Genomic DNA, 22,610 nt, shown 5'->3' with positions numbered 1-22,610 from the left:
ATAGTCAAAGATAGTCAAGGTTTAAAGAGAGAGGTGGGTTTGTAATGAGATTTAAAAATACATCGGATCATATTGAGGCCTACATCAAGGCAATTTTAGATCAATCTGGAATTGTAGAATTGCAACGAAGTCAGTTGGCAGATACCTTTCAGGTTGTTCCTAGTCAGATTAACTATGTGATCAAGACACGCTTTACTGAAAGTAGAGGCTACTTGGTTGAAAGTAAGCGTGGTGGCGGAGGCTATATTCGTATAGGACGGATTGAGTTTTCTAGTCATCATGAAATGCTTAGGGAGCTGCTTTACTCGATTGGTGAGCGGGTCAGTCAAGAAATTTATGAGGATATTCTACAGCTTTTGGTTGAGCAGGAATTGATGACCAAGCAGGAGATGAATTTGCTGGTAGCAGTAGCTTTGGATCGCGTTCTAGGAGAAGAAGCTCCAGTTGTTCGTGCTAATATGCTAAGACAGGTCATACAAGAGGTAGATAGAAAAGGGAAGTAAGATGAACTATTCAAAAGCATTGAATGAATGTATCGAAAGTGCCTACATGGTTGCTGGCCATTTTGGAGCTCGTTATCTAGAGTCTTGGCACTTGTTGATTGCCATGTCCAATCACAGTTATAGCGTGGCAGGGGCGACTTTAAATGATTATCCATATGAGATGGACCGTTTAGAAGAAGTCGCTTTGGAACTGACTGAAACGGACTACAGCCAGGATGAAACCTTTACGGAATTGCCTTTTTCTCATCGTCTACAGGTTCTCTTTGCTGAAGCAGAGTATGTAGCGTCAGTGGTCCATGCTAAGGTGCTAGGGACGGAGCACGTCCTTTATGCGATTTTGCATGATGGCAATGCCTTGGCGACTCGTATCTTGGAGAGGGCTGGTTTTTCTTATGAAGACAAGAAAGATCAGGTTAAGATTGCTGCCCTTCGTCGAAATTTAGAAGAACGTGCAGGCTGGACTCGAGAAGACCTCAAGGCTTTACGCCAACGCCATCGTACAGTAGCTGACAAGCAAAATTCTATGGCCAATATGATGGGCATGCCGCAGACTCCGAGTGGTGGACTCGAGGACTATACGCATGATTTGACAGAGCAAGCGCGTTCTGGCAAGTTAGAACCAGTCATCGGTCGGGACAAGGAAATCTCGCGTATGATTCAAATTTTGAGTCGGAAGACAAAGAATAATCCTGTCTTGGTTGGGGATGCTGGTGTCGGGAAAACAGCCTTGGCGCTTGGGCTCGCTCAGCGTATTGCTAGTGGTGATGTACCTGCGGAAATGGCTAAGATGCGCGTGTTAGAGCTTGATTTGATGAACGTTGTTGCAGGGACACGCTTCCGTGGTGACTTTGAAGAACGCATGAACAATATCATAAAGGATATTGAAGAAGATGGTCAAGTTATCCTCTTTATCGATGAACTTCACACTATCATGGGTTCTGGTAGTGGGATTGATTCGACTCTGGATGCGGCCAATATCTTGAAGCCAGCCTTGGCGCGTGGAACTTTGAGAACGGTTGGTGCGACTACTCAGGAAGAATATCAAAAACACATTGAAAAAGACGCAGCCCTTTCTCGTCGTTTCGCTAAAGTGACGATTGAAGAGCCAAGTGTGGCAGACAGTATGACCATTTTGCAAGGCTTGAAGGCGACTTATGAGAAACATCACCGTGTGCAAATCACAGATGAAGCGGTTGAAACAGCCGTCAAGATGGCTCATCGTTACTTGACTAGCCGTCACTTGCCAGACTCTGCTATCGACCTCTTAGATGAAGCAGCGGCAACAGTGCAAAATAAGGCTAAGCATGTAAAAGCAGACGATTCAGGTTTGAGTCCAGCTGACAAGGCCTTGATGGATGGTAAGTGGAAACAGGCAGCTCAGTTAATCGCAAAAGAAGAGGAAGTGCCTGTCTATAAAGACTTGGTGACAGAGTCTGATATTTTGACCACCTTGAGTCGCTTGTCAGGTATTCCAGTCCAAAAACTGACTCAGACTGATGCGAAGAAATACCTGAATCTGGAAGCGGAACTCCACAAACGTGTCATCGGTCAAGATCAAGCTGTTTCAAGCATTAGCCGTGCGATTCGCCGCAACCAGTCAGGAATTCGCAGTCACAAGCGTCCGATTGGTTCCTTTATGTTCCTAGGACCCACAGGTGTCGGGAAGACCGAATTGGCTAAGGCTCTGGCAGAAGTTCTTTTTGACGACGAATCAGCTCTTATCCGCTTTGATATGAGTGAGTATATGGAGAAATTTGCAGCCAGTCGTCTCAACGGAGCTCCTCCAGGCTATGTGGGGTATGAAGAAGGTGGGGAGTTGACTGAGAAGGTTCGCAACAAACCATACTCCGTTCTCCTCTTTGACGAGGTAGAGAAGGCCCACCCAGACATCTTTAATGTTCTCTTGCAGGTTTTGGATGATGGTGTTTTGACCGATAGCAAGGGCCGCAAGGTTGACTTTTCAAATACCATTATTATCATGACATCGAACCTTGGTGCGACTGCCCTTCGTGATGATAAGACGGTTGGCTTTGGGGCTAAGGATATTCGTTTTGACCAAGAGAATATGGAAAAACGCATGTTTGAAGAGTTGAAAAAGGCTTATAGACCGGAATTCATCAACCGTATTGATGAAAAGGTGGTCTTCCATAGCTTGTCTAGCGATCATATGCAGGAAGTGGTGAAGATTATGGTTAAACCTTTAGTAGCAAGTTTGGCTGAAAAAGGTATTGACTTGAAATTACAAGCTTCCGCACTGAAATTGCTGGCAAATCAAGGATATGATCCAGAGATGGGAGCTCGTCCACTTCGCAGAACTCTGCAAACAGAAGTGGAAGACAAGTTAGCAGAACTCCTCCTCAAGGGAGAGCTGGTAGCAGGTAAAACTCTCAAGATTGGCGTTAAAGCTGGTCAGTTAAAATTTGATATTGCTTAAAATGTGAGAATCAGGGGAGACCTTGATTCTTTTTTTGAAATCTTTTTATAAAAAATAATAAAAAACTATTGACAAAATAAAAATATGGTTTATAATAAAAACATAGATAATGAAAATATCAAAAATTATAAAAAGGTAAAAGTTTATGAAAAAGAAAACAGCAGTGGTATTTGGAACCTTTGCTCCGCTTCATCAAGGTCATATTGATCTAATCCAGCGAGCCAAGCGGCAGTGTGACCAGGTCTGGGTTGTCGTTTCAGGCTATGAGGGAGATCGAGGGGAGCAGGTTGGGTTGACTTTGCAAAAGAGATTTCGATATATAAGAGAGGCTTTTCGTGATGATGAGTTGACCTCTGTTTGCAAGCTAGATGAAACCAATCTTCCTCGTTACCCTATGGGCTGGGAGGAGTGGTTGGACCAGATGTTAGCGGAGATTTCCTATGATGAAAACCAGCAAGAACTTATCTTCTTTGTAGGAGAAGCAGATTATCAGCAAGAATTATCTAAATGTGGATTTGGCACTGTCTTGCAAGAAAGAAAGTTTGGTATTTCAGCGACTATGATTCGAGAAAATCCAAGCAAATATTGGAAATATATCGCTCAACCCTTCCGTCGTCAATTTACTAAAAAAGTGCTAATCATGGGAAGTGCTAGTAATGGAAAAACGACTCTAGCCAAGGATTTAGCTAGGTATTACGATGCGCCAGTCAGTCTGGAATACGCACGTGAGTACCAGATTAAAAATAACGTCCGCGATGATGAATTGACTCCAAAGGATTATTATTATCTTCTTTTGGGACAGTATGACCAGACCTCTAAGTTAATCGATAGCAATGCCAATCGAGGTCTAGTGATAGCTGATACAAACTCCTTAGTAACCAAGGGCTACTATGGCTATTACATGGAGACTGAAGACCAAGGGGACTTATCAGGGGAGACATTTGACAATCTCTTTGTTTCGATTTTGGCTAAGGAAAAATGGGACTTGATTCTCTTTGTGCAGCCTGTCGGCTCCTATGTCAATGACGGATTTAGAGATATGACCATGGCGGAAGACCATATTCGTCATAGTTTTTCACAACATTTGGATCAGATGAGGGAGCGCTACTTAGCAAACATTCCACTAGTTTATCTAGCGGAGGATTATCTAGGTAATTATGAAGCAGCAAAAGTGGCTATTGATGCCATTTACCAAGCAGATTAGGAGAAAAATATGAAAAAACTAACCGAAAAAATCACACAATTTATCGAAAATTTTAAAAATGTCCATGCCGAAGCACGCAAGATTGGTTTTGCAGGGATCATGCGCCTGCTCTGGAAAGATCTCTTTGTCGGTCGTAGCCTTTTCCAGTGGTTGTATCTCATCGTCCTGTCAAGTGTTCCCTTGATCTTGGAATTCACGCAAAATACAGAAAGTCATGACTGGATGAGCTTGTTTGCATCTTGGACTGGGATTGTCTGTGTTATCTTGGTAGCAGAAGGGCGTGCAAGCAATTATCTCTTTGGGGCCATTAACTCTGCTATCTATTTGGTTTTGGCTATGAATGCGACTTTTTATGGTGAAGTTTTGACGACCGTTTACTTCTTTGTCATGCAGCCGATTGGTCTCTATGCTTGGCTGTCCAATCGTATTAATGACCAAGGAAAAGCAGAAGAATCTCACTTTGAAGCCAAGAAATTATCTGTGCTTGACTGGCTCAAGTACTTGGCTTTGACTGCTATCATTTGGATTGGTATGGGCTTGGCATATCAAAGTATCCATAGTGCTCGCCCTTTCCGTGATAGTGTTACCGATGCGACCAATGGTGTTGGTCAGCTCTTGATGACACGTCTCTACCGTGAGCAATGGATTTTCTGGATTGCAACCAATCTCTTTAGTATTTACCTCTGGTGGGGTGAAAATATCCACATCCAAGGGATGTACTGGGTTTACACACTCAATAGTCTAGTAGGTTGGTACCAATGGACCAAGGCAGTTCGTAAGGAGGCATAAAATGACGGACACGATGATTCCAGCAGGGATGACGGAAAAAGAATATTATGAAATGCATGCCAGTCAGGAGAAGTTCTTAGACTGGTACTACAAGCAGGAACTCCCTCAATATGAAAAACCAAGTGTGACAGTAGATATGGTAGCCTACTGCTTTGTCGAAGGAAAGATCAAGCTCTTGCTAATCCGTCGCAAGGCTCACCCTTATCAAAACTGTTTGGCCTTGGTTGGAGGCTTTATGGATAAGGGAGAAGATGCTGCACATGCCTGTCAGCGTGAAGTGAGAGAAGAAGTCAATCTCGATCTACCTTTGGAAAAAATCGAGCAATTGATGACCGTATCGACTCCCGGGCGTGACCCACGAGGCTGGACAGTGACCATTGCTCACTTAGTTTATCTGCCTAGTCGCGCCCTAGACCTCGTTCAGGCAGGAGACGATGCCAAGGATGTCGTTTTCGTAGATGTCGATTTTCAGACAGGCAAGTGCTTCTTAAAGGGAGTAGAGTTGGAGGAGCAAGCCTTCGCTTTTGACCATTATGCCATTATCCAAGAATCCATTAAACGAATCCAAGGCCGTCTCGACTGGAATCCGACCTTCCTTTATCTGCTGGAGGAGGAGTTCACTGTATATGAAGGAACCGAACTGGTCAATCTTATCAACCCCGGTCGTCCAATCGTCAGCAATAACTTTCTCGTAAAATACGGAGAATATGTAGAAGAAGTCGGACTCAAACGAGTGCCTAAAAAGAAACCAAGAAAAACCTATCGATTGAAATAAAAAACGAGGTCGGGAAAAGTTCCCGACCTCTTTAATTACAGTCATGAGATGAAATTTCTGTTGCGACTACTTTTATGGGTGGCTATCTTTCTTAGAATTGCTCAACAGGTGAGTAAAAAAGTCTTTGTATCGATACTTGAGATATTTCTCATGCAAAACTAACAAAGCGATATAGAAAATCAAAAAGATTGTAGTCAGATAAAACACATCAAATGCAGTTCGCGCATAGTAAGTTGCTGATTGATAAGAGACAATAGCTGTCACAATCAACCAAGGAAGATACTTGTAATATTTGCTTAACATAAGTCTACACCTCCTATATTCTATTTTAATGTTATTATATTCCTTTGCACTTAAGAATGCAAGCGATTACACAAAAACAAATTTAAATTTTTAACAGAAAAATCTCCTGTTTTTCTGTTTTATTACGAATAGAAGAGTAGGAGGAGTAAATGTATCTAAAGTATTTAAGATTTTTAAAATAGTTTAGATAAATTGTTGACATATTCAAATTTCAATGTTACAATTATATTACAAAAAGATTTCTTTATATTTCTAAAATATTACAAAGGAGTAGAAAAATGAAAAAGAAAACCTATATCAAATTGATGGCAGCAACTGTATTGGCTTCTACCTTGCTATTAGGAGCTTGTGGAAATAAAAAGGAAACAACTCAAGCAAGCAGTTCTGTTAAGACAAGCCAATCATCAAGCTCAAAAGCAGCTTCTTCTAGCAAAGAAAGTAAAACTCAGAAGTCCTCAAGTTCAGCTTCATCTGAAAAGACCAAATCATCTACTGACCAGTCTGCAGCAACTGCGACACCATCAGAAGCGACACCTGCATCAGAGCAAAGACAAGGCCAAGAAGTGTCTAATCAACAGGCAGCTAGTCAACAAACTGCTACTCAAGCTCCTTCAACTCAGCAAGGTTCTCAAGCCCAGTCTAACCAGTCAGGCTATGATCCAACAACTGACCGCAAACTTCAAGACAAGCAAGCAGAACACAACAAACGCTACAAGGGTGTTTTAACCATGGTAGATGGTGATTTCTCAGCTGCAGCGGGCAATTGGAAGGGAGCAAATGGCGAAACTATCACAGTTTCATCAGGTGGTCAATTTACAGTAGAATCTGCTGATGGAAAGAAAGAAAATTACTCTATTAAAGGCTATTCTTATACTCTTGACGATGGTAAGTATAATGCTACAATCGGTGGAGGAAAGACCGTTCAAATTACCACAGGTGCAGATGGCAAGGTTTCTAGTGTTGTTTTAGCTCAATAGTAGAATTTAGAATCTCAAGTTTATAGACATTTTAAAAACCCGTAACTGAATGAAGTTTACGGGTTTTCTGTGTTTAAACTTTGTCTAATTGCAAGAGAGCTTCAATCTCTGCCAGAGTGCTAGCTTGTGAAATGGCTCCACGGAGTTTGGCTGCGCCAGATGTTCCACGGAGGTAGTGAGGAGCGAGGCCACGGAATTCACGAACTGCGACGTTTTCCCCTTTGAGGTTAATCAAACGTTTCAAGTGTTCATAGGCGATTTTCATCTTATCTTCAAAGGTTAAATCAGGTAGGATTTCTCCTGTTTCAAAGTAATGGTTGATTTGGTTGAAGAGGTAAGGATTTCCCATGGCTGCACGGCCAATCATGACTGCGTCAGCACCGACTTCTTCGATACGTTGTTTGGCTTCTTGGACAGTACGGACATCACCGTTGGCGATAAATGGAATCTTGGTCAAAGCTTGAGCGACCTTGTGAAGGGTCTCAAGGTCTGCGTGGCCTGTGTACATTTGCTCACGGGTACGGCCATGCATAGCAAGAGCAGAAACACCTGCTGCTTCAGCAGCGAGAGCATTTTCTACTGCAAGAGATGGGTCAGCCCAGCCGGTACGCATTTTGACAGTAAGTGGGATATCAAGGACAGATTGGACCTTGTTGATAATAGAGTAGATCTTGTCTGGGTCCTTGAGCCACATAGCGCCAGCTTCGTTCTTCACGATTTTATTAACTGGGCAGCCCATGTTGATATCCACGATATCGGTTTTGGTGTTTTCTTGGATGAATTCTGCTGCGCGTGCTAGGCTGTCCTCATCGCTGCCAAAGAGTTGGATAGAGACTGGATTTTCGCCCTCATCGATATGAAGCATGTGTAGGGTTTTTTCGTTGTTGTATTGAATTCCCTTGTCAGAGACCATCTCCATTACAACGAGTCCAGCTCCGAGCTCTTTTGCAATAGTACGAAAGGCTGAGTTTGTCACGCCAGCCATAGGCGCTAAAACGGTACGATTGGGAATCTCAACATTGCCAATCATAAAGGGTGTATTAAGATTTGTCACGAATGAGTTCCTCCAGGTCGTTTTCATCAAAGTTGTAAGTAGTTTGGCAGAATTGACAAGTGATTTCTGCTCCGTGGTCTTCCTCTTTCATTTCCTGTAAGTCTGAGCTTGGAAGGCTAGCAAGAGCGTTCATAAAGCGTTCATGGCTACAGTCACATTGGAAACGGATCTCTTCTTCAGAAAGACGCTTGTAGGCTTCGTCACCGTAGATAGCCTTGAGAAGGGCTTCGATATGGTCTTCACTTTCGAGAAGGGTTGAGATAGCTGGCATTTCTTGGATGCGTTTCTCAAAGCGAGCAATCTCTTCTTCCTTGGCTCCTGGCAAGACTTGGACTAGGAAACCACCTGCAACCTTAACCTTGTCTTCTTCGTCCAAAAGGACATTGAGACCAACTGCTGAAGGTGTTTGTTGGCTCTCAGTCAGGTAAAAGGCAAGGTCTTCACCGATTTCCCCAGAGATGAGGGGAGTCATAGAGTTGTAAGGATTTCCAGTACCGTAGTCTGTGATAACGAGGAATTGACCATTTCCAACAAAAGGTCCGACTAGAACTTCACCAGTTGCAGTCTTTTTGATATCAACACCAGGATTTTGAACGTAGCCTTTGACGTTACCCTTGGTATCAGCGACGGTGATGATAGCACCTAGAGAACTAGAGCCCAGCACCTTAACGGTTAGTTTGGTATTTCCTTTTTCATTGGCTGCGAGAATCTGGCTAGCGATAAGAGTTCGACCAAGCGCTACAGTTGAGCTAGCTTGGGTTTGGTGTTTTACTTGAGCAGTGCGGACTGTTTCTGTGCTGTCAAGGACAAAAGCACGAAAGGCTCCGCTTTCTGATATAGTTTTAATAATTTTATCCATAGCTACTATTTTAGCATAAAAATGCCCAAAGGGGGAGCCGTGTGTTTGTTGATTTTTAGGATAATAGACTAGGAAATCAGCATGAAAATAAAAAGAGAAACAGATTATTTCAGCATTTCTAAGATTTATGCTATGCTTAAGGTAGAAAATGAAAGGGGTAACAAATGTATTTAGGAGATTTGATGGAAAAGGCTGAATCTGGCCAATTTTCAATCCTTTCCTTTCTATTACAAGAGTCTCAGACGACCGTCAAGGCTGTAATGGAGGAAACAGGATTTTCAAAAGCAACCCTAACCAAATATGTCACCCTTCTCAATGACAAGGCTTTGGACAGTGGCTTAGAGCTGAATATCTCCTTAGAAGATGAAAATCTGCGCCTGTCGATCGGTGCAGCTACCAAGGGGAGAGATATTCGGAGCCTGTTTTTGGAGAATGCTGTTAAATACCAGATTCTTGTTTATCTTCTCTACCACCAACAGTTTTTAGCCCATCAGCTGGCTCAAGAATTGATGATTAGTGAGGCTACACTTGGTCGCCACTTAGCTAGTTTAAATCATATTTTGTCAGAATTTGATTTATCCATCCAAAATGGACGTTGGCGAGGTCCAGAGCATCAGATTCGCTATTTCTATTTCTGTCTTTTTCGCAAGGTCTGGTCAAGTCAGGAGTGGGAAGGTCACATGCAGAAACCAGAGAGAAAACAGGAGATTGCCAGTTTAGAAGAAATCTGCGGTGCGAGTTTGTCTGCGGGGCAGAAATTGGATTTGGTTCTCTGGTCTCACATCAGTCAACAGCGTCTTCGGGTCAATGCCTGTCAGTTTCAAGTGATAGAAGAGAAAATGCGAGGGTATTTTGACAATATTTTCTACCTTCGTTTGCATCGAAAGGCTCCTTCCTTTTTTGCCGGGCAACACCTTCCTCTAGGAACTGAGGATGGGGAGATGATGATACTCTTCTCTTTCCTCCTATCTCATCGTATTCTTCCTCTTCATACTATGGAGTATATCCTTGGTTTTGGAGGGCAGTTGGCCGATTTGCTGACGCAATTGATTCAAGAAATGAAGAAGGAGGAGTTGCTGGGCGGTTATACAGAGGACCATGTCACCTATGAACTCAGTCAGCTTTGTGCTCAAGTCTATCTCTATAAGGGCTATATTTTACAGGATCGCTATAAGTACCAGTTAGAGAATCGCCACCCTTATTTGCTGATGGAGCATGACTTTCGAGATATTGCTCAGAAAATTTTCGCCTCCTTGCCAGCCTTTCATCAGGGGACGGATCTAGATAAAAAAATCCTCTGGGAATGGCTTCAGTTGATGGAGTATATGGCAGAAAATATAGGAAAACATCTGAGAATAGGGCTAGATTTAACAGCAGGCTTCCTTGTTTTTTCGAGAATGTCGGCTCTTTTAAAACGATATTTGGAGTACAATCGCTTCATTAGCATTGAAGCCTATGACCCTACTCGTCATTATGACTTGCTGGTTACCAATAACCCGATTCATAAGAAGGAACAAACACCAGTCTATTATTTAAAAAATGACTTGGATATGGAAGATTTGGCGGCTATTCGTCAGTTATTATTCACTTAAAAGGCTTGGCCGTTCCAGGTCTTTTTTGTGAAATTCACACAATCTCCTCACATTTTTTAAAAAATTAAAAAAAGTTGATAAACAAGAAAGCGCTTTATTTTGTATACTAGTATGTGTAAAGAGGAAACATCCTCAAGATCTTTATCAGGAGGACAGCACATGTCACAAGAAAAATACATCATGGCCATTGACCAGGGAACTACAAGTTCTCGTGCCATCATTTTCAACAAAAAAGGAGAAAAGGTCAGCTCGAGTCAAAAAGAGTTTACCCAGATTTTCCCTCAGGCAGGTTGGGTAGAGCACAATGCCAATGAAATTTGGAACTCAGTCCAGTCAGTTATTGCGGGTGCTTTCATCGAAAGTGGTGTCAAGCCAAATCAAATCGAAGCAATCGGAATTACCAACCAACGTGAAACAACTGTCGTCTGGGATAAGAAAACAGGACTTCCTATCTACAACGCTATTGTTTGGCAATCACGTCAGACAGCTCCTTTGGCTGAACAACTAAAAAGTCAAGGTTATGTGGAAAAATTCCATGAAAAGACTGGTTTGATCATTGATGCTTACTTCTCAGCGACTAAGGTTCGTTGGATTTTGGATCATGTAGAAGGAGCTCAAGAGCGAGCAGAAAAAGGGGAATTGCTCTTTGGTACTATCGATACTTGGTTAGTTTGGAAATTGACTGACGGTGCGGCTCACGTGACCGACTACTCAAACGCAGCTCGTACCATGCTTTATAACATTAAAGAACTCAAATGGGATGATGAGATTTTGGAAATCCTCAACATTCCTAAGGCTATGCTTCCGGAAGTTCGTTCTAACTCTGAAATCTACGGTAAGACAGCCCCATTCCATTTCTACGGTGGAGAAGTGCCAATCTCAGGTATGGCTGGGGACCAACAGGCAGCCCTCTTTGGACAGTTGGCCTTTGAACCTGGTATGGTTAAAAATACTTATGGAACAGGTTCTTTCATCATCATGAATACTGGGGAAGAGATGCAGTTGTCTGAAAATAACCTCTTGACAACGATTGGTTACGGAATCAATGGCAAGGTTTACTATGCTTTAGAAGGTTCTATCTTCATCGCAGGAAGTGCCATTCAGTGGCTTCGTGACGGTCTTCGCATGGTGGAAAATTCACCAGAATCTGAAAAATACGCTCGTGATTCTCACAACAATGATGAAGTTTATGTCGTTCCAGCCTTTACAGGTCTAGGCGCTCCATACTGGAACCAAAATGCTCGCGGTTCTGTCTTTGGATTGACTCGTGGAACAAGTAAGGAAGACTTTATCAAGGCAACTCTTCAATCAATTGCTTATCAAGTGCGTGATATTATCGATACGATGCAAGTGGATGCTCAGACAGCTATACAGGTCTTGAAAGTAGACGGTGGTGCAGCTATGAACAACTTCCTCATGCAGTTCCAAGCTGACATCTTGGGAATCGACATTGCACGCGCCAAAAACTTGGAAACAACAGCTCTAGGGGCAGCCTTCCTAGCAGGTTTGTCAGTAGGCTACTGGAAGGATTTGGATGAGTTGAAACTCTTGAACGAGACAGGAGAACTCTTTGAGCCATCTATGAACGAATCGCGCAAGGAACAACTCTACAAGGGCTGGAAGAAGGCTGTAAAAGCAACGCAAGTCTTTGCGGAAGTAGACGACTAATACTGGAAGAATAAAGCGACTTAGTTAGAAAGTGTGTAAATATGGAATTTTCAAAGAAAACACGTGAATTGTCAATTAAAAAAATGCAGGAACGTACCTTGGACCTCTTGATTATCGGTGGAGGAATCACTGGTGCTGGTGTAGCCTTGCAGGCGGCAGCTAGTGGTCTAGATACTGGTTTGATTGAAATGCAAGACTTTGCAGAAGGAACATCCAGCCGTTCAACAAAATTGGTTCACGGAGGTCTTCGTTATCTTAAGCAATTTGACGTAGAAGTAGTATCAGATACGGTTTCAGAACGTGCAGTGGTACAACAAATTGCACCTCACATTCCAAAACCAGATCCAATGCTCTTGCCAGTTTACGATGAAGATGGAGCGACCTTTAGCCTCTTCCGTCTCAAAGTAGCCATGGACTTGTATGACCTTTTGGCAGGAGTTAACAACACACCAGCTGCTAACAAGGTTTTGAGTAAGGAAGAAGTCTTGGAACGCCAGCCAAACTTGAAGAAAGAAGGTTTGGTAGGAGGTGGGGTTTACCTTGACTTCCGTAACAACGATGCGCGTCTTGTGATTGAAAACATCAAACGTGCCAACCAAGACGGTGCCCTCATTGCCAACCACGTGAAGGCAGAAGGCTTCCTATTTGACGAAAGTGGCAAGATTACAGGTGTTGTAGCTCGTGATCTCTTGACAGACCAAGTCTTTGAAATCAAGGCTCGTCTGGTTATCAATACAACAGGTCCTTGGAGCGACAAGGTGCGCAATTTGTCTAATAAGGGAACACAATTCTCACAAATGCGTCCAACTAAGGGAGTTCACTTGGTAGTGGATTCAAGTAAGATCAAGGTTTCACAGCCAGTTTACTTTGACACAGGTTTGGGTGACGGTCGTATGGTCTTTGTTCTCCCACGTGAAAACAAGACTTACTTTGGTACAACTGATACAGACTACACAGGTGATTTGGAACATCCAAAAGTGACTCAGGAAGATGTAGATTACCTACTTGGCATTGTCAACAACCGCTTCCCAGAAGCGAATATTACAGTTGCTGACATTGAAAGTAGCTGGGCAGGTCTTCGTCCATTGATCGCAGGCAATAGCGCTTCTGACTACAATGGAGGAAATAACGGTACAATCAGTGATGAAAGCTTTAACAACTTGATTGCGACTGTTGAATCTTATCTCTCTAAAGAAAAAACGCGTGAAGATGTTGAGTCTGCTGTCAGCAAACTTGAAAGTAGCACATCTGAGAAGCATTTGGATCCATCTGCAGTTTCTCGTGGTTCTAGCTTGGACCGAGACGATAATGGTCTCTTGACCCTTGCTGGTGGTAAAATCACAGACTACCGTAAGATGGCTGAAGGAGCTATGGAGCGCGTGGTTGACATCCTCAAAGCAGAATTTGACCGTAGCTTTAAACTCATCAATTCTAAGACTTACCCTGTTTCAGGTGGGGAATTGAACCCAGCAAATGTGGACTCAGAAATCGAAGCCTTTGCGCAACTTGGAGTGTCACGTGGTTTGGATAGCAAGGAAGCTCATTACCTAGCAAATCTTTACGGTTCAAATGCACCGAAGGTCTTTGCTCTTGCTCACAGTTTGGAACAAGCGCCAGGACTCAGCTTGGCGGATACCTTATCTCTTCACTATGCAATGCGCAACGAGTTGGCTCTGAGCCCAGTTGACTTCCTTCTTCGTCGTACCAACCACATGCTATTTATGCGTGATAGTTTGGATAGCATCGTTGAGCCAGTTTTGGATGAAATGGGACGATTCTATGATTGGTCAGAAGAAAAAAAAGCAGGCTACCGTGCGGATGTCGAAGCGGCTCTCGCTAACAACGATTTAGCAGAATTAAAAAATTAAGAAAAAGGAAAAGAGGTGGAGGGCAGCATTCCTTGTCGCCCGCCCCTTCTTTTTAATGGAGACAGAAAGATGATGAATGAATTATTTGGAGAATTTTTAGGGACTTTAATCCTGATTCTTCTAGGAAATGGTGTTGTGGCTGGTGTGGTTCTTCCTAAAACCAAGAGCAACAGCTCAGGTTGGATTGTGATTACCATGGGTTGGGGGATTGCAGTTGCGGTTGCAGTCTTTGTATCCGGCAAGCTCAGTCCAGCTCATTTAAACCCAGCTGTGACAATTGGTGTAGCTTTAAAAGGTGGTCTGCCTTGGGCTTCCGTTTTGCCTTATATCTTAGCCCAGTTCGCAGGGGCTATGCTCGGTCAGATTTTGGTTTGGTTGCAATTCAAACCGCATTATGAGGCAGAAGAAAATGCAGGCAATATCCTGGCAACCTTCAGCACTGGTCCAGCCATCAAGGATACAGTTTCTAACTTGATCAGCGAAATCCTGGGCACCTTTGTTTTGGTGTTGACAATCTTTGCTTTGGGTCTGTACGATTTTCAGGCAGGTATAGGAACCTTTGCAGTCGGAACTTTGATTGTCGGTATTGGTCTATCACTAGGTGGGACAACAGGCTATGCCTTGAACCCTGCTCGTGACCTTGGCCCTCGTATCATGCACAGCATTTTGCCAATTCCAAACAAGGGAGACGGAGACTGGTCTTATGCCTGGATTCCTGTTGTGGGACCTGTTATCGGTGCAGCCTTGGCCGTGCTTGTATTCTCGCTTTTCTAAGATATTAAAATTCAATTATTCATACCGTAATAAACATAACTTACAAAAAACGACCAAAATAAGGAGCACTTTCTCACTTCATTTTGGTCGTTTTGATTTTTTTAGTTTATATACTGGTGCTGATTACTATTTCAGCTAAAAAGGCAGAATTCTTCACTGGTCCCTTCATCAATTTTTTGTTCTTGAATTTTATTTATTGTGTGAATAATTTTGTCTCATTATTGGGGTTCAGTACTAAGAGTCAGTTGGATTTTTTATTTTAAGAAATAAAATAACAGAAGTATTTTTAGTTTTTAAATTATGATATAATGAATAAAGTTAACTATCTTTGGTAATATGATAGGAACTAATCTTAAAAAGATAAATCATGAGATGAGAAAAAGAAAAAAGGAGTTTGGCTGGTATGAATTATTTCGAGGGGAATGAGTTTTTCCTTCTTTTGTTTGTAGTTTTACTGATTGGTTTTGTGGTAAACTTTTTTGAAAAACGTAAGGACTACTATATTTTGGTGCTCTCCCTCTTATTTGCAGGAGCTATTTATGGCAAGAGTAGAGCAATGATTGTCTATTTAATCTCCTTTGTAATTTATCAATATTTTCTGGTTTTCATAGCACAGAGGATAGAAACAAAGCGGCTGAAACCTCTGGTTTTCCTTTCTATTTTTCCTTTGGTGATCAATAAAATCTTTGCCCTGACTTCTCTGCATTTGTTGGCCTTTATTGGAATTTCTTACATGTCCTTTAAGACCATTCAGATCATGCTGGAGATATCGGATGGCTTGATTAAAGAAAAGATTAGCATAAAAGACTACCTGCAATTTTTACTTTTTTTCCCTACAGTTAGTGCTGGTCCGATTGATCGGAGTAGGAGATTTTTAAAAGAGATAAACGAGGTCATGCCTCGAAAAGAGTATCTAGAGTTAGCAGGGGACGGTGTGTATCGTATCGTTCTAGGCCTTCTCTACAAGGTTGTTTTATCAACCTATGTTTATCAGATGTTACTCGCTCTAAATAATACTGGCACAGTCGTTTACTCAATCAAGTATATGTACCTCTATACCTTGTATCTGTTCTTCGACTTTGCAGGCTATAGTCTAATGGCCGTTGGAAGTAGCAACATTCTAGGTATTCAGACACCGATGAACTTTAACAAACCTTTCTTGAGTGTCGATATCAAGGATTTCTGGACCAGATGGCATATCACCTTGTCGACCTGGTTGAGAGATTTTGTATTTTCAAGAGTATTGATGCAGGTTATCAGGAAAAAATGGTTTAAAAATAGACTACACAATGCAACCTATGCCTATATGGTCAATATGTTGGTCATGGGTTTTTGGCATGGCCTTAGTGTTAGCTACATTGTTTATGGTTTTTATCACGGTGTCTTGATGGCTGGATTTGAAGTGTATCAAAAGAAAAGCAATTTTTATAAGAAAAATAAAAATAAAGATTGGTATAAGCTACTGAGTTGGTTTGTGACCATGAATTTGGTTATGCTTGGTTTCTTTATCTTTTCAGGTGAACCCTATAAAATCTTACTTACGATTTTAAAGAGATAAGAACTTGAAAAGAGATTGGACGGATCGAAGGGATAGGATAAAACTAGATGATTAAACTAAAAGCATTTTTGCTATCGCTTGTGCTCGTAATTGCGACGCTTGCGCTTTTAAATGTGACATACGTCAAGAAGATTGATGATTATTATAAAGTAAAGGATAACAGTATTCGCTATAGCACTTCGTATGAAAAGTATAAAAGTAGAGATATTTTAACAAGCAATATCACTCCCAATACATTGGTTTTATTGGGGTCATCTGAGTTGGTTGCAACGATAAATGAAGACTATCATCCAAATAAAATTTTTAACTACAACGATTTTAATATCATGCAGATTGGAACCAGCTATTCACAAAACATCATTCAGTCTACGACCTTGGGCTCAATTGAAGGATCTATGACTAAGCGAAAAGTGGCTATAATAGAATCGGTTCAGTGGTTTGAAAAAGATGGGACTCATCAAGATGCCTTTTTGAACAAGGCTTCTCAGGAACATATTTTCCATATGCTAGATAATGATAAGATTAGTAAGGAAACGAAAGAAAAACTAATCAATCGCATTATCGAGATTACCAAGGGGAACAAGCAACATAATGACATCTACAAAAAATACAAAAGTTATTTCATAGATGAGAAAGGAACGATTGTTGATAAAAAACTATTAGAGTTCGATAACGCGATTTATTCCTTTAAACTCAAACAGACTTTTTATCAAAAACATGCCAAATCAGCTTATCCTTCACTAGGGGATAAAACCCCAGACTATGATTGGGAGAAAATGACGAATCAGTTTGTAGAAGAGGTCAAAAAGAAAACAGACAATAATGATTATGCTGTTGATAATAACTACTACAATACCTATTTAAAAGATCGTTATACATCGCTGAAGAATTCTAATAAAGATTTGAGCTACCTCGAGTCACCAGAGTATTCAGATATGGAACTCTTCTTGACAGTTGCCAAGGAATTGGGCATTGAAGTTGAGGTCATTATTTTCCCAGTAAATGGTAAATGGAATGACTACACAGGTGTCTCAAGAGAGATGCGGGAGAAAACTTATAAAAAAATAGAAGATGTCGCAAAAAGCCATGGTGCAACGGTATTAAACTATGGAAACAGAGAGTATGATGATTACTTTTTATTTGATGTGATGCACGTTGGAGTGAAAGGATGGATGGAAGTTGAAAAAGAACTATACAAATTTGCAAACCAAGATAACTAACACACACCGTTTAATCTTGTGGACGCTATTTTTCTATACGGTTATCTTAAGCATCGTGATTTATTGTTTTGTTACCGATTTTTCGAACATTCAAGAATTTATCTATAGTGAATTCTAGGATTACATACTATAAAAATCTCTAGATAAAGGGAACTGCACCGATAAAGTGAGACATAAGATAAGGCTCTATAATATTTATAGTGGGAAAATCCTCTATAGGTAGTATGGAGCCTACTTTGTTGTAGCTCCCCATATAATCCATACTGAAAAGCATTTAAGCTATCATTAGAAAGAATCATATGGAACAAATTAATGTTACTGGAACGTAGTGAAAATAGACGGGTAAACAATTGAAAAACTAGTCTATAAAGTGGTATAATAGCAGAAAAATAAATTAGTAAGAAATTGATTTTATTTTAGCGGAAAATTACAGAAATGAATGGTTTTTCTTGATGAAACAGAGAAAAGAATTGTACATATTTCTTGGTCGGACAGCCTTGTATTTTCTTATCTTTCTAGGGCTGCTTTACTTCTTTAGCTATCTTGGTCAGGGTCAAGGAAGCTTTATCTATAATGAATTTTAACTTGAAGGAGAATCCTTATTATGTCAAATAAAGCAATCGTAGATATGATTGAAACCATTGAGCATTTTGCTCAGACACAGCCTAGCTATCCTGTTTACAATGTTTTGGGGCAGGAACATACTTATGGCGATTTAAAGGCTGATTCGGACAGTTTGGCTGCAGTTATTGACCAGATGAATTTGCCAGAGAAGTCTCCTGTGGTCGTTTTTGGTGGCCAAGAATATGAAATGTTGGCAACTTTTGTAGCCTTGACTAAGTCAGGTCATGCCTACATACCAATTGACAGTCATTCGGCCTTGGAGCGAGTTTCAGCTATTTTAGAAGTAGCAGAGCCGAGCTTGATTATTGCCATTTCAGACTTTCCATTGGAGCAGGTTTCTACGCCAATGATGACTCTAGCTCAGGTTCAAGAAGCCTTTGCTCAAGGGACTAGTTATGAGATCACGCATCCAGTCAAGGGTGATGATAACTACTACATTATCTTTACTTCTGGTACAACTGGTAAGCCTAAGGGAGTACAGATTTCCCATGATAACCTCCTCAGTTTTACCAACTGGATGATTACGGATAAGGAATTTGCGACGCCAAGTCGTCCGCAAATGCTGGCTCAGCCACCTTATTCTTTTGACCTGTCCGTCATGTACTGGGCGCCGACCTTGGCACTGGGAGGTACGCTTTTTGCCCTTCCTTCAGCTATTACTCAGGACTTTAAGCAACTCTTTGCGACCATTTTTTCATTGCCAATCGCTATCTGGACTTCAACGCCTTCTTTTGCGGATATGGCTATGTTGTCAGAAGACTTTAATAGCGAGAAAATGCCTGGCATAACGCATTTCTACTTTGATGGCGAAGAATTGACGGTTAAAACGGCTCAAAAACTGCGCGAACGTTTCCCAAATGCCCGTATTATCAATGCTTACGGCCCAACAGAAGCGACAGTAGCTTTGTCAGCAGTTGCTGTGACAGACGAGATGCTAGATACTCTCAAACGCCTCCCAATCGGCTATACCAAGGCTGATTCTCCAACCTTTATCATTGACGAGGAAGGAAATAAACTGCCAAATGGTGAACAGGGAGAAATCATTGTTTCAGGACCGGCCGTCTCAAAAGGTTATATGAATAATCCTGAAAAAACAGCAGAAGCCTTCTTTGAGTTTGAAGGTCTGCTAGCCTATCACACAGGTGATGTGGGAACCATGACAGATGAGGGCTTGCTTCTCTACGGCGGACGCATGGACTTCCAGATTAAGTTCAACGGTTACCGCATTGAGTTAGAAGATGTCTCTCAAAACCTCAATAAGTCTCGCTTTATCGAGTCTGCTGTTGCAGTACCGCGCTATAATAAAGACCACAAGGTGCAAAATCTTCTAGCCTATGTCATCTTAAAAGATGGTGTTCGTGAGCAGTTTGAGCGTGATATCGATATTACCAAGGCCATTAAGGAAGACTTGACAGATATTATGATGTCTTATATGATGCCGTCCAAATTCCTTTATCGAGACAGTTTGCCACTGACTCCAAATGGAAAAATTGATATCAAAGGATTGATTAATGAGGTAAATAGGAGATGATGGAGTTTTTTAAACAGCTTCCTCATTTAGAGCCATACGGCAATCCTCAGTATTTTATCTATGTGATTGCTGCAACCTTGCCCATCTTTATCGGCCTCTTTTTCAAGAAACGCTTTGCCTGGTACGAGGTATTGGTTAGTCTCTTCTTTATCGTTACCATGCTGGTAGGTGGGAAGACTAATCAATTGGCTGCCTTGGGCATTTATCTGTGCTGGGAAATATTGCTCTTGCTTCTCTATAAGCACTATCGAAAAAGTAAGGATGGTAAGTGGGTTTTCTACCTAGTTAGTTTTCTGTCCCTACTGCCGATTATCTTTGTCAAGGTGCAGCCAGCTATCAATGGAACGCAGTCTTTGCTTGGATTTTTGGGAATTTCTTACCTGACCTTTCGTTCGGTTGGGATTATCATCGAGCTGAGAGATGGAGTGATTAAGGATTTTAGCCTCTGGGAATTCCTCCGCTTCCTACTCTTCATGCCGACTTTTTCAAGCGGGCCAATCGATCGCTTTAAGCGGTTTAATGAAAATTATCAGACCATTCCTGAGCGAGATGAGTTGATGGATATGCTGGATGAATCTGTTCGCTATATCATGTGGGGATTTTTGTATAAGTTTATCCTAGCTCATGTTTTAGGAGAAACCTTACTCCCTCCTCTGAAGAATCTAGCCCTGCAGTCAGGTGGTTTCTTTAACCACTATGCCTTGGCAGTCATGTATACCTTTGGTCTGGAGCTATTCTTTGACTTTGCAGGGTACTCTATGTTTGCCTTGGCCATTTCAAATTTGATGGGAATTCGTAGCCCTATCAACTTTAATAAGCCTTTTTTATCAAGGGATTTAAAGGAATTTTGGAATCGCTGGCACATGAGTCTCTCTTTCTGGTTCCGTGACTTTGTCTTTATGCGAATGGTGATGGTACTGACCAGAAAGAAGGTCTTTAAAAATCGTAATGTAACTTCGAGCGTGGCCTACATTGTAAATATGCTGATTATGGGATTTTGGCATGGTGTGACCTGGTATTACATCGCCTATGGCCTCTTTCATGGATTAGGCTTGGTCATCAATGACGCCTGGATTCGCAAGAAAAAAACGCTCAATAAGGAACGGAAAAAAGCAGGGAAGCCTGCTCTACCTGAGAATCGCTGGATTCAGTTGCTTGGCATGGTTGTCACCTTCCATGTCGTCATGCTTTCATTCTTAATCTTTTCTGGATTTTTGAATGATTTATGGTTTAAAAAATAAAAGGATATAAAAAATGGATATCAAATCAGAAGTTATTGAAATTATTGATGAGTTGTTTATGGAAGATGTTTCTGACATGATGGATGAAGATCTTTTTGATGCCGGTGTCTTGGATAGTATGGGAACGGTTGAGTTGATTGTGGAGATTGAAAACCGTTTTGACATTCGTGTCCCTGTAACAGAGTTTGGTCGCGACGACTGGAATACAGCCAATAAAATCATAGCTGGTATTGTGGAGCTACAAAATGCTTAAACGCTTATGGATGATCTTCGGGCCCATCTTCATTGCTGGATTTTTGGTTCTTCTACTCATCTTTTTTTATCCAAGTACAACAAGCCATAATCTGACGGAGGAGAAATATTCGGCGGCTTCTGTTAGTGTAGAGAGTTTTAAAGAGAGAAGCCAAAAAGTAAGGGCTCTTACAGATCCAAATATGCGTTTTATTCCTTTTCTAGGGTCCAGTGAATGGATTCGATTTGATAGTGTCCATCCAGCTGTTTTAGCCGAGAAATACCATCGTCCCTATCGTCCTTACTTTTTAGGTCAAGCAGGAGCAGCCTCTCTAAATCAATATTTTGGCCTACAGCAAATTTTGCCAGAAATAGAGAATAAGCAGGCAGTATTTGTAATTTCGCCTCAGTGGTTTACGGAGACTGATTATGAACCCGCAGCGTTTCAGAGATTTTTTAACAGTGACCAATTGACAGCTTTTCTGGAAAATCAATCTGGTGACACTGCTGCAAAGCATGCGGCTATTCGATTGTTAAAGCAGAATCCTAATGTTGCATTAAAAGGCATTGTTCAAAAACTGTCAAAGGGTGAAGAATTATCAGAGGTTGATCAGGTTGCTATTAATATTTTTGCCCGATTCAATGAGAGACAGGCTTCTCTATTTGGTCAGTTCTCCATTAGAGGAAAACTCAAATATAAGGAACATGTGGAAAATTATTTAAAAGATCTTCCAGATCAATTTTCTTACCAAGAGTTAGAAAAAATTGCTCGAAAGGATGCAGAAGCCAATACGACCAATAATGATATGGGGATGGAAAATCATTTCTATACGAGAGAGGTTAAGAAGGATTTGAAAAAATGGGAAGGGTATCAAAAGAATTACAGTTTCCTAAAATCATCTGAATATAATGATTTACAGTTGGTTCTCAATCAATTTGCAAAATCGAAAGTTAATGTCCTCTTTGTCATCCAGCCTGTCAATAAGAAATGGATGGACTACACAGGGCTCAGAGAAGATATGTACCAGCATGCAGTGGAGAAAATTCGTTATCAATTAGAAAGTCAAGGTTTCACTAATATTGCTGACTTTTCAAAAAATGGAGGGGATCCTTATTTTGTTAAGGATACCATTCACCTAGGTTGGTTGGGTTGGCTTGCTTTTGATAAGGCAGTTGATCCTTTCCTATCCAATCCCACGCCAGCTCCGACTTACCATCTGAATGAACGCTTTTTCAGCAAAGATTGGGCGACTTATGATGGAGATGTCAAGACATTCAAATAGATAATAATATATAGAAGAGTTCAAGAATGAAACTGGTTTTCACATTTTTTCTTGACTCTTTTTTTGGTTGTGATATAATTAACCAGTAAATAATTTTTCAAAGAATAGTATTTTTCTCTTAA

General features: G+C 41.2%; 20 protein-coding genes. 17 read left to right on the top strand and 3 right to left on the bottom strand.

What is annotated here, in order from left to right; all coding sequences use genetic code 11:
• Positions 1–44: 44 nt before the first annotated feature.
• The 5 genes from HMPREF2613_RS09300 (at position 45) to HMPREF2613_RS09280 (ending at position 5,705) form a co-directional block, all read left to right on the top strand.
• Positions 45–503, top strand: a complete 459-nt coding sequence (locus HMPREF2613_RS09300; protein WP_004261972.1) for a CtsR family transcriptional regulator — start codon at positions 45–47, stop codon at positions 501–503.
• Between the two features lies 1 nt (position 504).
• Entirely contained in the window at positions 505–2,937 is a 2,433-nt protein-coding gene (locus HMPREF2613_RS09295; RefSeq protein ID WP_070480107.1) for an ATP-dependent Clp protease ATP-binding subunit, read from the top strand.
• Positions 2,938–3,082: 145 nt separating this feature from the next.
• Positions 3,083–4,141, top strand: coding sequence for an AAA family ATPase (locus HMPREF2613_RS09290; RefSeq protein ID WP_070480106.1), 1,059 nt, complete (start codon positions 3,083–3,085; stop codon positions 4,139–4,141).
• A gap of 9 nt (positions 4,142–4,150) precedes the next feature.
• The gene (pnuC, locus tag HMPREF2613_RS09285) at positions 4,151–4,930 is read left to right on the top strand and encodes a nicotinamide riboside transporter PnuC (protein ID WP_070480105.1); all 780 of its coding nucleotides are present in this window, start codon (positions 4,151–4,153) and stop codon (positions 4,928–4,930) included.
• A 1-nt stretch (position 4,931) separates the two neighbouring features.
• A complete protein-coding gene (locus HMPREF2613_RS09280; RefSeq protein ID WP_070480104.1) occupies positions 4,932–5,705 on the top strand; it encodes an NUDIX domain-containing protein in 774 nt (257 codons plus the stop codon).
• A 72-nt stretch (positions 5,706–5,777) separates the two neighbouring features.
• Here HMPREF2613_RS09280 and HMPREF2613_RS09275 read toward each other — a convergent pair whose 3' ends face one another.
• Positions 5,778–6,008: a hypothetical protein gene (locus HMPREF2613_RS09275; protein WP_070480103.1), complete on the bottom strand. Its 231-nt coding sequence runs from the start codon at positions 6,006–6,008 to the stop codon at positions 5,778–5,780.
• Between the two features lie 278 nt (positions 6,009–6,286).
• Between HMPREF2613_RS09275 and HMPREF2613_RS09270 the strand changes: the two genes are divergently transcribed.
• Positions 6,287–6,985, top strand: a complete 699-nt coding sequence (locus HMPREF2613_RS09270; RefSeq protein WP_070480102.1) for a hypothetical protein — start codon at positions 6,287–6,289, stop codon at positions 6,983–6,985.
• Between the two features lie 73 nt (positions 6,986–7,058).
• On the opposite strand, the gene dusB is transcribed toward HMPREF2613_RS09270, so the two are convergent.
• On the bottom strand, positions 7,059–8,039 hold the full coding sequence (gene dusB / locus HMPREF2613_RS09265; RefSeq protein WP_049552665.1) for a tRNA dihydrouridine synthase DusB: 981 nt from the start codon (positions 8,037–8,039) through the stop codon (positions 7,059–7,061).
• Entirely contained in the window at positions 8,026–8,898 is an 873-nt protein-coding gene (hslO, locus tag HMPREF2613_RS09260) for an Hsp33 family molecular chaperone HslO (protein WP_049487543.1), read from the bottom strand. The genes dusB and hslO overlap by 14 nt, the downstream gene beginning before the upstream one ends.
• A 164-nt stretch (positions 8,899–9,062) precedes the next feature.
• Here hslO and HMPREF2613_RS09255 point away from each other — a divergent pair, with 164 nt between their 5' ends.
• From HMPREF2613_RS09255 to dltD (HMPREF2613_RS09205), 11 genes are all read left to right on the top strand, one after another.
• Positions 9,063–10,490 carry an AcpB/EbpR/MafR family transcriptional regulator gene (locus tag HMPREF2613_RS09255; RefSeq protein WP_070480101.1) on the top strand — a complete coding sequence of 476 codons (1,428 nt, stop codon included), beginning with the start codon at positions 9,063–9,065 and terminating at the stop codon, positions 10,488–10,490.
• 159 nt (positions 10,491–10,649) lie between these two features.
• On the top strand, positions 10,650–12,158 hold the full coding sequence (gene glpK / locus HMPREF2613_RS09250; protein ID WP_000076784.1) for a glycerol kinase GlpK: 1,509 nt from the start codon (positions 10,650–10,652) through the stop codon (positions 12,156–12,158).
• A gap of 41 nt (positions 12,159–12,199) precedes the next feature.
• Complete coding sequence (gene glpO / locus HMPREF2613_RS09245) at positions 12,200–14,026, top strand: type 1 glycerol-3-phosphate oxidase (RefSeq protein ID WP_070480100.1); 1,827 nt, start codon at positions 12,200–12,202, stop codon at positions 14,024–14,026.
• Positions 14,027–14,095: 69 nt separating this feature from the next.
• On the top strand, positions 14,096–14,800 hold the full coding sequence (locus tag HMPREF2613_RS09240) for an MIP/aquaporin family protein (protein ID WP_000980827.1): 705 nt from the start codon (positions 14,096–14,098) through the stop codon (positions 14,798–14,800).
• 403 nt (positions 14,801–15,203) lie between these two features.
• Positions 15,204–16,358 carry a D-alanyl-lipoteichoic acid biosynthesis protein DltB gene (dltB, locus tag HMPREF2613_RS09235; protein WP_049491166.1) on the top strand — a complete coding sequence of 385 codons (1,155 nt, stop codon included), beginning with the start codon at positions 15,204–15,206 and terminating at the stop codon, positions 16,356–16,358.
• 47 nt (positions 16,359–16,405) lie between these two features.
• On the top strand, positions 16,406–17,578 hold the full coding sequence (gene dltD, locus HMPREF2613_RS09230) for a D-alanyl-lipoteichoic acid biosynthesis protein DltD (RefSeq protein WP_070480099.1): 1,173 nt from the start codon (positions 16,406–16,408) through the stop codon (positions 17,576–17,578).
• A gap of 452 nt (positions 17,579–18,030) precedes the next feature.
• Positions 18,031–18,162 (top strand): teichoic acid D-Ala incorporation-associated protein DltX, encoded by a 132-nt coding sequence (locus HMPREF2613_RS09225; protein ID WP_033682482.1) that lies wholly within the window; start codon positions 18,031–18,033, stop codon positions 18,160–18,162.
• Positions 18,163–18,182: 20 nt separating this feature from the next.
• Positions 18,183–19,733, top strand: coding sequence for a D-alanine--poly(phosphoribitol) ligase subunit DltA (dltA, locus tag HMPREF2613_RS09220; RefSeq protein WP_070480098.1), 1,551 nt, complete (start codon positions 18,183–18,185; stop codon positions 19,731–19,733).
• Positions 19,730–20,974 (top strand): D-alanyl-lipoteichoic acid biosynthesis protein DltB, encoded by a 1,245-nt coding sequence (gene dltB, locus HMPREF2613_RS09215; protein WP_070480097.1) that lies wholly within the window; start codon positions 19,730–19,732, stop codon positions 20,972–20,974. The genes dltA and dltB (HMPREF2613_RS09215) overlap by 4 nt, the downstream gene beginning before the upstream one ends.
• Before the next feature lie 13 nt (positions 20,975–20,987).
• The gene (gene dltC / locus HMPREF2613_RS09210; RefSeq protein ID WP_000351967.1) at positions 20,988–21,227 is read left to right on the top strand and encodes a D-alanine--poly(phosphoribitol) ligase subunit DltC; all 240 of its coding nucleotides are present in this window, start codon (positions 20,988–20,990) and stop codon (positions 21,225–21,227) included.
• Entirely contained in the window at positions 21,220–22,488 is a 1,269-nt protein-coding gene (gene dltD, locus HMPREF2613_RS09205) for a D-alanyl-lipoteichoic acid biosynthesis protein DltD (RefSeq protein WP_070480096.1), read from the top strand. The genes dltC and dltD (HMPREF2613_RS09205) overlap by 8 nt, the downstream gene beginning before the upstream one ends.
• The last annotated feature ends 122 nt before the right edge of the window (positions 22,489–22,610 follow it).

The sequence above is a fragment of the Streptococcus sp. HMSC070B10 genome (assembly GCF_001808665.1).
Lineage (GTDB): Bacteria > Bacillota > Bacilli > Lactobacillales > Streptococcaceae > Streptococcus.
The sequence above is the reverse complement of the archived record's forward strand: the minus strand, read 5'-3'. Positions and strand labels throughout refer to the sequence as shown.